At 57.8% G+C, this 11,678-nt stretch carries 11 protein-coding genes and 1 tRNA gene; 8 read left to right on the plus strand and 4 right to left on the minus strand.

What is annotated here, in order from left to right; all coding sequences use genetic code 11:
- Nucleotides 1–316: 316 nt before the first annotated feature.
- Together MR825_RS06330 and MR825_RS06335 are read right to left on the minus strand one after the other, a co-directional pair.
- A complete protein-coding gene (locus tag MR825_RS06330) occupies nucleotides 317–1,453 on the minus strand; it encodes a hypothetical protein (RefSeq protein WP_186908065.1) in 1,137 nt (378 codons plus the stop codon).
- Nucleotides 1,454–1,551: 98 nt separating this feature from the next.
- Nucleotides 1,552–1,636, minus strand: a tRNA-Leu gene (locus MR825_RS06335).
- Between the two features lie 388 nt (nucleotides 1,637–2,024).
- On the opposite strand from MR825_RS06335, the gene MR825_RS06340 reads away from it, so the two are divergent.
- Nucleotides 2,025–2,870, plus strand: a complete 846-nt coding sequence (locus MR825_RS06340) for a pyridoxamine kinase (RefSeq protein WP_287879600.1) — start codon at nucleotides 2,025–2,027, stop codon at nucleotides 2,868–2,870.
- A 173-nt stretch (nucleotides 2,871–3,043) separates the two neighbouring features.
- Here MR825_RS06340 and MR825_RS06345 read toward each other — a convergent pair whose 3' ends face one another.
- Nucleotides 3,044–4,582 (minus strand): putative polysaccharide biosynthesis protein, encoded by a 1,539-nt coding sequence (locus MR825_RS06345; protein WP_287879602.1) that lies wholly within the window; start codon nucleotides 4,580–4,582, stop codon nucleotides 3,044–3,046.
- Between the two features lie 128 nt (nucleotides 4,583–4,710).
- Here MR825_RS06345 and MR825_RS06350 point away from each other — a divergent pair, with 128 nt between their 5' ends.
- From MR825_RS06350 to acrA, 6 genes are all read left to right on the plus strand, one after another.
- A complete protein-coding gene (locus MR825_RS06350; protein WP_186908067.1) occupies nucleotides 4,711–5,421 on the plus strand; it encodes a DUF554 domain-containing protein in 711 nt (236 codons plus the stop codon).
- A 395-nt stretch (nucleotides 5,422–5,816) separates the two neighbouring features.
- Nucleotides 5,817–6,593 carry an enoyl-CoA hydratase-related protein gene (locus MR825_RS06355; RefSeq protein ID WP_287879606.1) on the plus strand — a complete coding sequence of 259 codons (777 nt, stop codon included), beginning with the start codon at nucleotides 5,817–5,819 and terminating at the stop codon, nucleotides 6,591–6,593.
- Nucleotides 6,594–6,626: 33 nt separating this feature from the next.
- Entirely contained in the window at nucleotides 6,627–7,475 is an 849-nt protein-coding gene (locus tag MR825_RS06360) for a 3-hydroxybutyryl-CoA dehydrogenase (protein WP_287879608.1), read from the plus strand.
- A gap of 101 nt (nucleotides 7,476–7,576) precedes the next feature.
- Nucleotides 7,577–8,737 carry an acyl-CoA dehydrogenase gene (locus MR825_RS06365; protein ID WP_186908070.1) on the plus strand — a complete coding sequence of 387 codons (1,161 nt, stop codon included), beginning with the start codon at nucleotides 7,577–7,579 and terminating at the stop codon, nucleotides 8,735–8,737.
- A 26-nt stretch (nucleotides 8,738–8,763) separates the two neighbouring features.
- Complete coding sequence (acrB, locus tag MR825_RS06370; protein ID WP_186908071.1) at nucleotides 8,764–9,564, plus strand: acryloyl-CoA reductase electron transfer subunit gamma; 801 nt, start codon at nucleotides 8,764–8,766, stop codon at nucleotides 9,562–9,564.
- Nucleotides 9,565–9,583: 19 nt separating this feature from the next.
- Nucleotides 9,584–10,690 (plus strand): acryloyl-CoA reductase electron transfer subunit beta, encoded by a 1,107-nt coding sequence (acrA, locus tag MR825_RS06375; protein WP_186908072.1) that lies wholly within the window; start codon nucleotides 9,584–9,586, stop codon nucleotides 10,688–10,690.
- A 55-nt stretch (nucleotides 10,691–10,745) separates the two neighbouring features.
- Here the strand turns inward: acrA and MR825_RS06380 are convergent, their stop codons facing one another.
- Nucleotides 10,746–10,988 carry a hypothetical protein gene (locus MR825_RS06380; RefSeq protein ID WP_186908073.1) on the minus strand — a complete coding sequence of 81 codons (243 nt, stop codon included), beginning with the start codon at nucleotides 10,986–10,988 and terminating at the stop codon, nucleotides 10,746–10,748.
- A 266-nt stretch (nucleotides 10,989–11,254) separates the two neighbouring features.
- On the opposite strand from MR825_RS06380, the gene MR825_RS06385 reads away from it, so the two are divergent.
- Nucleotides 11,255–11,527 (plus strand): DUF6514 family protein, encoded by a 273-nt coding sequence (locus MR825_RS06385; protein WP_287879610.1) that lies wholly within the window; start codon nucleotides 11,255–11,257, stop codon nucleotides 11,525–11,527.
- Nucleotides 11,528–11,678 lie beyond the last annotated feature (151 nt).

The following is an 11,678-nucleotide window of genomic DNA, read 5'->3' on the forward strand; positions in this document are numbered from 1 at the left end:
GTTCAGTTGTACAATTTTCTCGGACATGGTTTACAGACTCCTTTCAGAATGGTGTGTCGCAACTTCATTCTACCAGAGTTCTGCAAACCATGTCTCTTTTTATCCTCTTTTATATTTGCGCAACTTATTTTACCTTATCAATCTGGTAGAAGAGTATTCCTCCGAGGAATAGTAATTATATGGCGGAAAACTGAAATATGGGCGCCGAGGAACCAATACTCGACGCCCATATTTTTGCGTTACAGGAAAAATTTTAAAAGTTAGAGCAAGAAATCGATGATATTTCCATGGAATACTTAAAAGGAAATTGGTAGGCTTAAACAATTGTTGGAGGAACCCTAAATCCCATTTCACCAATGCCAAGTACACGATTAAAATAGAATAATGAGAGTACGCTTTGGGGTAGATCCTTAATGCGATTGTACTGCGTTAAATCCCACCCATTAATTTTTGCACGCTCGGCATATCGCTCACAGGCTCCAATAACACTGTTTGCCGCATGCTTTTTACTAATTCCTTTCTCAAGATACAGTTTCGATGCATCAGCCACCGCACGCCAAATAATTCCATAAATTTGTGATACAGAAAAGTCATTTAGAATGATATCAAATGTTTTATAAGTCTTCTCACCTGGGGTAAATTCAAAGTTTACTTTGTCTAATTGATACTGTAAATACTCTATACATTCAGCAACTGCAATCTCCTTCCACAGTATAACTGCTTCGTCTGCATTCTCCGGGCAATAGTAACTGGGGTCTAATATTTCGGTAAATAGATCCTGCTTATTTGCTGGGAAAATTAGATTTAAGAAATAGGTGACTCTATAGGTATAGAAGGTATTTGGAAAATCTTCACTATCGATATCAAACGCATCCAACGGAGATTGCGGACTCACCGCTATGACTTGGTTGTGAATTAAGCTTGAGTATAGCTTCTTGCGTAAAATGTCCGTAGGCGTCAAAATTACTTCCGAATTAGAAAATGGTGCAATTTCATAAAGGTTTTCTTTGAGTAAAGCTCTACAAATAGCGCCTAAAAACACTTTGTTTTCAAAAGAAAGAGATGCGAAATCGACTGGTGTCCGTGGCTTGGAATATACTTCTTCAATCTGCTGCAGCCGCTCCATTTGAAGATTTCTTTCTTCTTCCTGGCAATTTTCGCAATTACAATGAGTTTGAAACGGCTTGTGCCCACAGACTGGACAGTATAAGTCTCGCTCATATTTTGGGAGATTCTTCATGGTTTTTGATGGACGATTAATTACTAAAGGCTCGTCGCAATACTCACAAATGTAATTAGGGAAAACTTCCGGTGGAAATAACTTGTATAGGTTTGAACTACGTACAGAGATGCCATATTCTTTTGTTAATTTGGAAACAGACTCACCAGCATAATATCGTTGCATTAAAGTCTCAATTTCCTCGGAGGTCAAATGGTCCAAGTTTTTTTCCATCAAATAACACCTTCTCTCTGATCATAGTTATCTTACACTATGCCCTATAATTTGACAATGAGATTATAGAAAAGCGCTGCTGGGATGCCAGCAGCGCTTGGTACGGGTAGTGGGACTCGAACCCACAAGCCTTGCGGCACTGGAACCTAAATCCAGCATGTTTACCAATTTCATCATACCCGCATATTCAGTTTTGCCCTCTACTTTTACTCGGGGAGGGGATGCCCGAGGCGGAGCGTTGCGCTTGATCCGCGTCTATAAAAACAGGCCACGCCCGCTTTTGCTTGGTTGATTGGAAATTCTTACACTGAGGTGACAGCACCTAAATCTCGCATGTCTACCAATTCCATCACAGGCGCATATTCCATTGTTTCGGATGAGCAGGTATTGCGCAGGTGATGAAATCTTTCACTAAGGGGACAGCACCTAAATCCCGCGCGTCTGCCAATTCCGCCATACCTGCGCAGATTAATATTCAGTTTACCATCCCGACGGGAAAAAGTCAATTGCGCTCCGGCGAGGAAACGGCTATAATGAGAGGCGATCAGACGACGAAAAAGGAGGAGCCGCCATGAAACGAGCCCCACGGGTGGCCGCCGTTCAGGATATTTCAGGATTTGGCCGCTGTTCCATGACCGTGGCGCTGCCGGTGCTTTCGGCCATGGGGGCCCAGTGCTGCCCGCTGCCCACCGCCTATCTCTCCGCGCACACAGCGTTTCCTGAGCTGGGGAAAGCGGCGTTTTTGGTCCTGACGCGGGAACTGGAGCAGACGCAGGAGCACTGGGCCGCGCTGGGCGTAGCGCTGGACGCCGTCTACAGCGGCTTTATCGGTTCGGCGGGACAAATCGCCGCCATCCGCCGGTTTTATGAGCGCTTTCGGGGCGCGGATACCGTGGTGCTGTGCGACCCGGTGATGGGAGACGGCGGAAGACCTTACCGCACTTACACCCCCGATATGTGCCGCGCGATGGGGGAACTGGCCGCCCTGGCCGATGTGATTACCCCAAACCTGACCGAGGCCGCCCTGCTGCTGGGGGAGGAGTATGCCGACGCACCAGGGAGCGAGACGGCGGCGCGGGCCTGGCTGGAACGGCTGAGCCGGGACGGAAGGCGGTCGGTGGTGCTCACCGGATTGAGCTTTACCGGGGGAGAGATCGGCGCGGGATACTTCGACGCCGCGGATGGCCGGACCGGGTTTGCCATGGCCCGGCAGGAGCCGGCCCACTTCCCGGGGACGGGCGATCTGTTTGCCAGCGTGGTGCTGGGCAGCCTGCTCCGGGGAGAAGCGCTGTGCTCCGGCGTCCGGAAGGCGGTGGAATTCGTCCAGCGCTGTGCCCGGCACACCCTGGCGCTGGGGACCCCGGTGCTGGAGGGGGTACAATTCGAACCGCTGCTGCGGGAGCTGATGGAAGCGTAGGACCGGGAGGCTTTCTGAACAAGTCATGCGGGCCGGAAGCGCCTGATGTACTGGAGCGGCGGGCCGGAAAAGCAGGAGGAGGGCCGCGGCGTCTGCCGCGGCCCTCCTCTTTATATACGGTGCTCCGGCGGACGCCTGCAAAGGGGAGCGGCCGCCGTAAACTATGCCTCTGCCTACCCGTGCAGCCGGAAGAGCCGGCGCAGGTGCACGCCCTGGGCCTGGAGAGCGGCCAGGTAGAGCACTGCTCCGAAGGCGATACAGGCCGCCACGGCCCAGCGGCCGTCCAGGCCCGCGTCCAGCAGGACGTGAAAGAGCAGATTGACGACCAGGGCCATCAATACGGCGGAGAGGGCGGGCGCGGTGCACCACTGGAAGATCTGCAGCCTTAGGCCCGTTGCCTTTCGCACCTGAAGCCAGTTGAGAAGCATACCCAGTACCGCGCTGGCCACGAACCCGGCCACGTATCCCCGCAGGCCAACGCCCGGCAGGCCCATCAGAAAGAAGGTACAGCCCAACTGCACCACGCCGCACAGGATCGAGTTGCGGGCGGCGGCGCTCTGCCGGCCCACGCCGTTGAGCGCTCCGGAGAGCACCGACTGATAGCAGGAACACAGCACCCCTACGGACAGCGGAAGGATGTACTCACCCACCGTGGGCTCCCGGAAGAGGTAGACCCCGATCGTGGGTCCCAGCACCACCAAAATGGCCATGCAGGGCAGGATGAGCACTGAGGTGGCCAGCATCGAGCGGTCCACCCGCCGCTGGACCTGCCCCGAGCGGCCCAGGGCGGTACTTTCGGCCAGCTTGGGCACCAGCACCAGGCCAAGCGCCCCGATGAAGGCGGTGGGCAGATAGAGCATGGGGATCGTCATGCCGCAGAGCACGCCGAAGGCGCTCATGGCTTCGGAGACCTGGGCGCCCGCGGCGACCAGACGCTGGGGAATGAGCACCGCGTTGGCCGAGCCCATCAGATTGCCCAGCAGAGCGGTCATGCCGATTGGCAGGGCGATGGCGGCAATGCGCCGGTCCAGAGCACGTGGGCGCAGGGGCGTGCCGGGAAGCCCGCCTGCCCGGTTCAGCTGCCGCCGGGCCAGCAGGAAGAGCACGGCTGCGGAAAAAACCTCGCAGCAGATCATGCCCAGCACGATCAGACCCACCGTGCGTTCCGGGTTCTGGGGCAGAAAGACCACCAGCAGGCCCAGCACCGCCCCGGTGCGGATCAGCTGCTCGCACAGCTCCACAGCGGCGGGGGGGCGGATGTTGCCGGTGCCGTAGAAAAAGTGCTTGTGCAGATTTTCCACTCCGGTAAGCAGGATGCAGGGCAGCAGCAGGAGCAGGCCCAGCTGCGTGCGGGCGTCTCCCAGCAGATAGACGGAGATGGGGTCATAGAGCAAAGCGGTTACCGCCGCCACCAGAGAGAACAGGATCAAAAAAGCCGCCAGGCACCGGCGCAGCACCTGGGCGATGGCCAGGCGGTTGCCGAGGGCATGGTACTCCGAGGACAGGTTGGACATCGCTACCGTCAAACCGACGGCAGTGATGGACATGACCACGGAATAGACCGGCATGATGAGCTGATAAAGCCCCATGATCTCCGCCCCAATCAGCCGGGAGAGCAGGATACGGTAAAGAAACCCCAGCAGTTGGGAAGCAAGGCTGGTGCCGGTCAGCACCAGGGTAGCGTAGAGCATGGATGTGCGGTCGAGTTTCAAGGCGCGCCCCCCTTTACTCTACAAGCTTATTCGCAGGGGCTGTCCGGAATGCCGGTTTGACAAACAGGCAGAAAAAGCGTATCATACTGCCGTTCATACATTGCTGTGTAAAAGTGGAGGAGAGACGTATGCTGGCAACGGTTATCAATGTGATCTTGGTGCTGCTGGGCAGTGCTCTGGGGCTGATCTTTAAAAACCGGATCAGCGCCCGTTTTTCCTCTGGCCTGATGTTCGCGCTGGGCCTATGCGTCCTGGGCATCGGCATCTCCAACATGATCAGAACCAACGATACTCTCTGCGTCATTATCTGTATGGTCCTTGGCACCCTGCTCGGCGAGGGCCTGAATATTGAAAAGCGCATGGACGGCCTGGGCGGGGTGCTGCGGCGCAAGCTGATCCGGGGAGAGGGCAACAACCGCTTTGTGGAGGGCTTCGTCAACGCCTCGGTGCTCTTCTGCGTGGGCGCCATGGCCATCAATGGCTCCATGGAGGCGGGCATGAACCACAATTATGATATTATCATCTCCAAGGCGGTCATTGACGGCGTTACATCCATTACCTTTGCCGCCGCCATGGGCGTCGGCGTGGCGTTTTCCGCCCTGCCCATCCTGGCGTATCAGGGCGGGCTGACCCTGATTTTTTCCCTGGTGGGACAGGGGATCGCGCCGGAAATCGTCACCGAGATGAGTGCTGTGGGCGGGACGATCATCGTGGGCATCGGGATCAATATGCTGGGCTTGCCCAAGGAAAAGATCCGCGTAGGCAATATGCTCCCGGCGATCTTCCTGCCGCTGGTGTACTTACCGGCGGCCCAGTGGCTGTCCGGGCTGATAGGATAGGGCGGATTCGCCTGCGGACCGGGAAAGCGGAGATACGCGCCCGGAGTCTGGCGCGCAAGCTGCCTGGGCAGAACGCTTTGCTGCGTTAGAATGAAAAAGCGAACGGAAGAGTTTGCCTATATTTCCGGTATGCACAGGGCCCTTTTTTAGGGGCTTTGTGCATTTTTGCTATAATCATTGATAAAAAATTAACGGATTTCTCCGGCACGCCCCCTTGCCTGTTTGACAGAGAAGCGGTATACTATTTTAGGTATGGAATGTTAAAAAAATAACAAAGCGAACGAGCGGTTCGTCAGGAAAAAAACAATGCTTTTCATGCCGTTTTGCCCATGATATAATAGGTCGACGGGCCGAGATATTGTGGAATCCGTACAGAAAGTAAGGAGGCAGCACAGATGGGATTTGTGAAGCTGGAGAAGCAGGGTCATGTGGGCATAATGACCATTGACCGGCAGGAGGCGCTGAACGCGCTGAACAGCGCGGTACTGACCGACCTGGACGCGGCCATCGATCAGGCGGAGCAGGACAGCGAGATCTACGTAGTGATTTTGACCGGCGCGGGGCGCTCGTTCGTGGCGGGGGCGGACATCGGTGAGATGAAGGAGTTCTCCTCCATCGACGGAAAGAAGTTCGGCGTGCACGGGGGCAATGTGTTCCTGAAGCTGGAGAATATGAGCAAGCCCGTCATCGCGGCGGTGAACGGCTTCGCTTTGGGCGGGGGCTGCGAGCTGTCCATGGCGTGCGATATCCGCCTGGCCAGCGAGAAGGCCAAGTTCGGCCAGCCCGAGGTGGGCCTGGGCATCACGCCCGGCTTTGGCGGGACCCAGCGTCTGCCCCGTATCGTGGGCATTTCCAAGGCGATGGAACTGATTCTCACCGCCAAGGTCATCGGAGCGGCAGAGGCCAAGGCCATCGGGCTGGTGAGCGAGGTCTATCCGCCCGAGGAGCTGATGGGCAAGGCCATGGAGATGGCCGAAGCGATCTGCGCCAACGCCCAGATCGCGGTGTGCGAGTCCAAGCGCTGCATCCGCAAGGGCATGCAGACCGATATCTATACCGGCTCTTCCTTTGAGGCCGAGGCCTTCGGCGTCACCTGCGGCACCCGGGACAAGGACGAGGGGATGGGCGCGTTTTTGGAGAAGCGGGCGGAGAAGCACTTCCAGAACAAGTAATTTCGCACCCAAAACACAAGGAGGTTACATAATATGAAGAAAGTCGTAGTGATCGGCGGCGGCACGATGGGCCTGGATATTGCCCAGGTCTTCGCCCGCAAGGGATTCGACGTGGTGGTCCGTGATATCAAGGACGAGATCATTCAGGCGTCCGAGGCCCGTCTGAACAAGGGGCTGGACAAGCTGGTGGCCAAGGGCAAGCTGGACGAGGCGGGCAAGGCCGCCATCACCGGCAAGATCAGCTTCACGACCGATCTGAACCTGGCTGCGGACGCGGACCTGGTGGTGGAAGCCGCCATCGAGAATCTGGACATCAAGAAGAGCATCTTTGCCGAGCTGGACAAGATCTGCAAGAGCGAGACTATCCTGGCCTCCAACACCTCCTCCATCTCGATCACCGCCATCGCCGCGGCGACCAAGCGGGAGGACCGGTTCATCGGGATGCACTTCTTCAACCCCGCCACCGTGATGAAGCTGGTGGAAGTGATCCGCGGGGCCAAGACCTCTGACGCGACCTTTGCCGCCATTCGGGATCTGTCCGTGGAGATCGGCAAGGAGCCCGTGGAGGTCAACGAGGCCCCCGGCTTCGTGGTGAATAAGATCCTCATCCCCATGATCAACGAGGCCGCCGACCTGCTGTACACCGGCGTGGCCAGCGCAGAGGGCATCGACACGGCCATGAAGCTGGGCGCCAACCACCCCATGGGCCCGCTGGCTCTGGGCGACTTGATCGGCCTGGATGTGTGCCAGGCCATCATGGACACGCTGTACAAGGAGACCGGCGATCCCAAGTACCGCTGCTCCCTGCTCATCCGCAAGATGGTCCGCGCCGGCCAGCTGGGCCGCAAGACCGGCAAGGGCTTCTTCGATTACTCCAAGTAAGACCGGGAACGACGCAGTTCCCTGACCGCACGCATTACGACGGGCGGGAGTTCGCTCCCGCCCGCCCGTTCTGAAATACATATCTAGGAGGAAGGCAACAAATGGATCTGCACCTGTCCAAAGAGCATGAAATGCTCCGCAAGATGTATCGGGACTTCGCGGAGAACGAAGTCAAGCCGCTGGCCGAGTGGGTGGACGAGAACGAGGCGTTCCCCGAGGAGACGGTAAAGAAGATGGCCAAGCTTGGGATGATGGGCATTTATTTTCCGAAGGAATATGGCGGAGCCGGGGCCGATGTGCTGAGCTACGTCATGGCGGTGGAAGAGATGAGCAAGGTCTGCGGGACCACCGGGGTTATCATCTCGGCCCACACCTCCCTGTGCGCGGCGCCCATTTTTGAAAACGGCACGGAGGAGCAGAAGAAGAAATATCTGCCCAAGCTGTGCTCCGGCGAGTGGATCGGCGCCTTCGGGCTGACCGAGCCGGGGGCCGGCACGGACGCCCAGGGGCAGCAGACCACCGCGGTGAAGAACGAGAACGGGGACTGGGTGCTCAACGGCTCGAAGATCTTCATCACCAACGCGGGCTATGCCAACGTGTTTATCATCATCGCCATCACCGGAGTGTCCACGGATAAGAAGGGGCGCAAGAAGAAGGAGATCTCCTCCTTCATCGTGGAGCGGACGGACAAGGGATTCTCGGTGGGCAAGCACGAGAAGAAGATGGGCATCCGGGGCTCCTCGACCTGCGAGCTGATCATGGAGGACTGCGTGATCCCCGGCGACCGCCTGCTGGGCAAGCAGGGCAAGGGCTTCAGCATCGCGATGAAGACGCTGGACGGCGGACGGATCGGCATCGCCTCCCAGGCGCTGGGCCTGGCCGAGGGCGCCATTGAGGAGACCATCAAGTACACGAAGGAGCGCGTCCAGTTCGGCCGCCGCATTTCCCAGTTCCAGAACACCCAGTTCCAGTTGGCCGACATGTATGCCAAGACCGAGGCCGCCAAGTGGCTGGTATACTCTGCGGCGATGAAGAAGCAGAACCACGAGCCCTACAGCATGGACGCGGCGATGGCGAAGCTGGTGGCGGCGGAGACGGCCAGCGACGTGACCCGGCGGTGCGTGCAGCTGTTCGGCGGCTACGGCTACACCCGCGAGTACCCTGTGGAGCGCATGATGCGCGACGCGAAGATCACGGAGATCTACGAGGGCACCAGCGAAGTGCAGCGGATGGTCATCTCTGCCAACCTGGGCGTGAACTAAGAAGGAACTGGAGGGAGAAATACGATATGAAAGCAATCGTTTGTGTCAAGCAGGTCCCGGATACCTCGGGGGTGGTGGCGGTAAAGGAAGACGGCACCATGGACCGTGCGGCAATGGCGACCATTACCAACCATGACGATCTGGCCGCGGTAGAGGCGGCGCTGCGGATCAAGGACGCCACGGGCTGCAAGGTGGTTGTGGTGTCCATGGGACCTCCTCCGGCGGAAGGGATGCTGCGTGAGCTGCTGGCGATGGGGTGCGACGAGGCGGTGCTGGTCTCCGCGCGAGAGTTCGGGGGCAGCGATACCTACGCGACCTCCCAGATCCTGGCGGCGGCGATCAAGAAGATCGGGGTGGAAGAGGACGACGTCATCTTCTGCGGCCGGCAGGCGATCGACGGGGACACGGCGCAGGTCGGCCCCCAGATCGCGGAAAAGCTGCATGTGCCGCAGGTGTCCTACGTGGCGGAGATCACGGTGGAAGGCAAGTCGGTGACGGTAAAGCGGCTGCTGGAGGACGGGTACATGACCATCAAGGTGGCCACGCCGTGCCTGCTGACGTGCGTGAAGGAGCTGAACCCGGCCCGTTATATGAGCGTGGGCGGGATCATGGAGTGCTATCAGAAGCCGCTGGAGGTCTACAACTACGAGACGCTGAAGGACGATCCGCTGATCGACGTGGACACCATCGGCCTGAAGGGCTCTCCGACCAATGTGTATAAGTCCTTCTCTCCCCCGGTGAAAGGCGCCGGCATGATGCTCGAAGGGGCCGACAAGGCCGCCGTCGACAAGCTGGTGGGCCTGCTGGACGAGAAGCACATCATCTAAGAGAGAGGAGAGACAGGAAATGGCTGAATTCAATAGCAAGGACACCGGGGCGTTCAAGGGCGTATGGGTATTCTGTGAGCAGCGCGAGGGCGTGATCATGAGCACGAGCTACCAGCTGCTGAGCGAGGGGCGGAAGCTGGCCAACGACCTCGGCGTGGAGCTGGCTGGGGTTGTGCTGGGGCACAACGTGAAGGAGGAGTACCTGAAGGCGCTGGGCGGGTACGGCGCGGACAAGGTGTACTACTGCGACCACGAGCTGCTGAACGTCTATACGACGGACGCGTACACCAAGGTCATCTGCGACCTGGTGGAAGAGAAGAAGCCGGAGATCTTCCTGATCGGCGCCACCAACATCGGCCGTGACCTGGGCCCGCGGTGCGCGGCCCGGCTGCACACGGGCCTGACGGCCGACTGCACGCACCTGGATGTGGACGTGGCCAAGTACAAGGAGTTTTTGAAGACCACCTCCACCATCGACGTGGACAACACGGTGTTCGAGGAGAACACCAACCTGAAGATGACCCGTCCGGCCTTCGGCGGACACCTGATGGCCACCATCATCTGCCCGCGGTTCCGTCCGCAGATGTCCACGGTGCGTCCCGGCGTGATGCAGACGCAGGCGTACGACGAGGCGGGCGCCGCCAGGACGGTGGTGGAGAAGGTGGCCGTGCAGCTGTCCAGGGAGGATATCCATGTGGACGTGCTGGAGGTCAAGAAGGCGGCCAAGAAGCTGGTGGACCTGATCGGAGCGGACGTAGTGGTGTCTGTGGGACGCGGCATCAGCAAGGACGTGGAGAAGGGCCTGGCGCTGGCGGAGGAGCTGGCGGGGGTGCTGGGCGGCGTCGTGGGCGCGTCCCGCGCCTGCGTGGACGCGGGCTGGATCAGCGCGGACCATCAGGTGGGGCAGACGGGCAAGACGGTACATCCCCGCATCTACGTGGCGCTGGGCATTTCGGGCGCCATCCAGCACAAAGCGGGCATGCAGGACTCCGAGTGCATCATCGCGGTGAACAAGAACGAGTCCGCTCCCATCTTCGAAGTGGCCTCCTACGGCATTGTCGGCGACCTCTATAAGGTCGCGCCCATGCTCATCGAAGCCATCCGCACCCTCAAGGCAAGCAAGTAAAAACGGATATAAAACGGCGGCCCCCGTATGGGGGCCGCCGTTTTATATCCTCAGACTATCGGATCAGCACGTCCTCTAAAAGCACTGCCCCGATCAGGCCGGTACCCAGCACGATCAGAGCCATCGTTTGCAAATGCTCTGCGTAGTCGTAGAGCAATACGGTCTCATATGTATAGCCGCCGGCCCATACCAAAAGCACCAGAGCGGAAGCGAGCAGCGCACAGGTCAGCAGCACGCAGCGGGTGAGTACATAGCGGGGGATCGGGTGCATGGAGGCCAGCCGTTGGAAAAAGCGCATCGTACCCTCCTTCGTGTTACAGTATGCGCCTATGATAGCAGGCGAAGAGAAACAAAACAATACAAAATTATAGGCAAAAAATCAAAATGTTAGCGACTGGATTCGACCAAAAACTTCAAGATCTGAAAGATGGGTTTACAGAAAACAAAATTTGAGAAATTATGAAGACCATTGTGTCGAAGAATGCGATAGAATTCACTTTGCAAATTCTGGAAATTACTATATAATGTAGTTACGAACCGAAGCGCTGGGAGGAGGTACACAAAATGAGGGAACTGCTTGTCGATACCTGCCGTACGGAGGATGAGGCGGGAGCAAACCATACCTTCGCGTATTATATCCTGGTGGACCAAATGGAATTGGGCGACGGCTTCGCCTGTGAAAGCTACGGCGTCAAGGTGGTGGGGGAAGAAGGGGAGACGGCCTGCATCCCCCACATCACCGTCAGTGTGACCCGGATCGACGCATTGATGGAGCTGCTCCGGCGCAATACCGTCACACCGGCCACCCTGCGGGATGTCGTGGACGACTGGCTTTGAAGTGGGAGGACACAAAGGACCGTGCGGCTGAGCCGCACGGTCCTTTGTGTTGGCAGGAAGGGAAAAATCGGCTATGCTGGATGCAGTGTGTCTTGCAAACAATCCAAGGAGGGGTATGCTTGAAGATAAGGTAAAATAAGTTGCGCAAATA

The sequence above is a fragment of the Lawsonibacter sp. genome, assembly GCF_022777125.1.
In the GTDB taxonomy this organism is placed as follows: domain Bacteria; phylum Bacillota; class Clostridia; order Oscillospirales; family Oscillospiraceae; genus Lawsonibacter_A; species Lawsonibacter_A hominis.

Excerpts from the sequence above, each read along its gene's own strand:
- MR825_RS06330 (WP_186908065.1), bottom strand. The coding sequence starts at position 1,453 with ATGGAAAAAAACTTGGACCATTTGACCTCCGAGGAAATTGAGACTTTA.
- MR825_RS06340 (WP_287879600.1), top strand. The coding sequence starts at position 2,025 with ATGAAACGAGCCCCACGGGTGGCCGCCGTTCAGGATATTTCAGGATTT.
- MR825_RS06350 (WP_186908067.1), top strand. The coding sequence starts at position 4,711 with ATGCTGGCAACGGTTATCAATGTGATCTTGGTGCTGCTGGGCAGTGCT.
- MR825_RS06355 (WP_287879606.1), top strand. The coding sequence starts at position 5,817 with ATGGGATTTGTGAAGCTGGAGAAGCAGGGTCATGTGGGCATAATGACC.
- MR825_RS06360 (WP_287879608.1), top strand. The coding sequence starts at position 6,627 with ATGAAGAAAGTCGTAGTGATCGGCGGCGGCACGATGGGCCTGGATATT.
- MR825_RS06365 (WP_186908070.1), top strand. The coding sequence starts at position 7,577 with ATGGATCTGCACCTGTCCAAAGAGCATGAAATGCTCCGCAAGATGTAT.
- acrB (WP_186908071.1), top strand. The coding sequence starts at position 8,764 with ATGAAAGCAATCGTTTGTGTCAAGCAGGTCCCGGATACCTCGGGGGTG.
- acrA (WP_186908072.1), top strand. The coding sequence starts at position 9,584 with ATGGCTGAATTCAATAGCAAGGACACCGGGGCGTTCAAGGGCGTATGG.
- MR825_RS06380 (WP_186908073.1), bottom strand. The coding sequence starts at position 10,988 with ATGCGCTTTTTCCAACGGCTGGCCTCCATGCACCCGATCCCCCGCTAT.
- MR825_RS06385 (WP_287879610.1), top strand. The coding sequence starts at position 11,255 with ATGAGGGAACTGCTTGTCGATACCTGCCGTACGGAGGATGAGGCGGGA.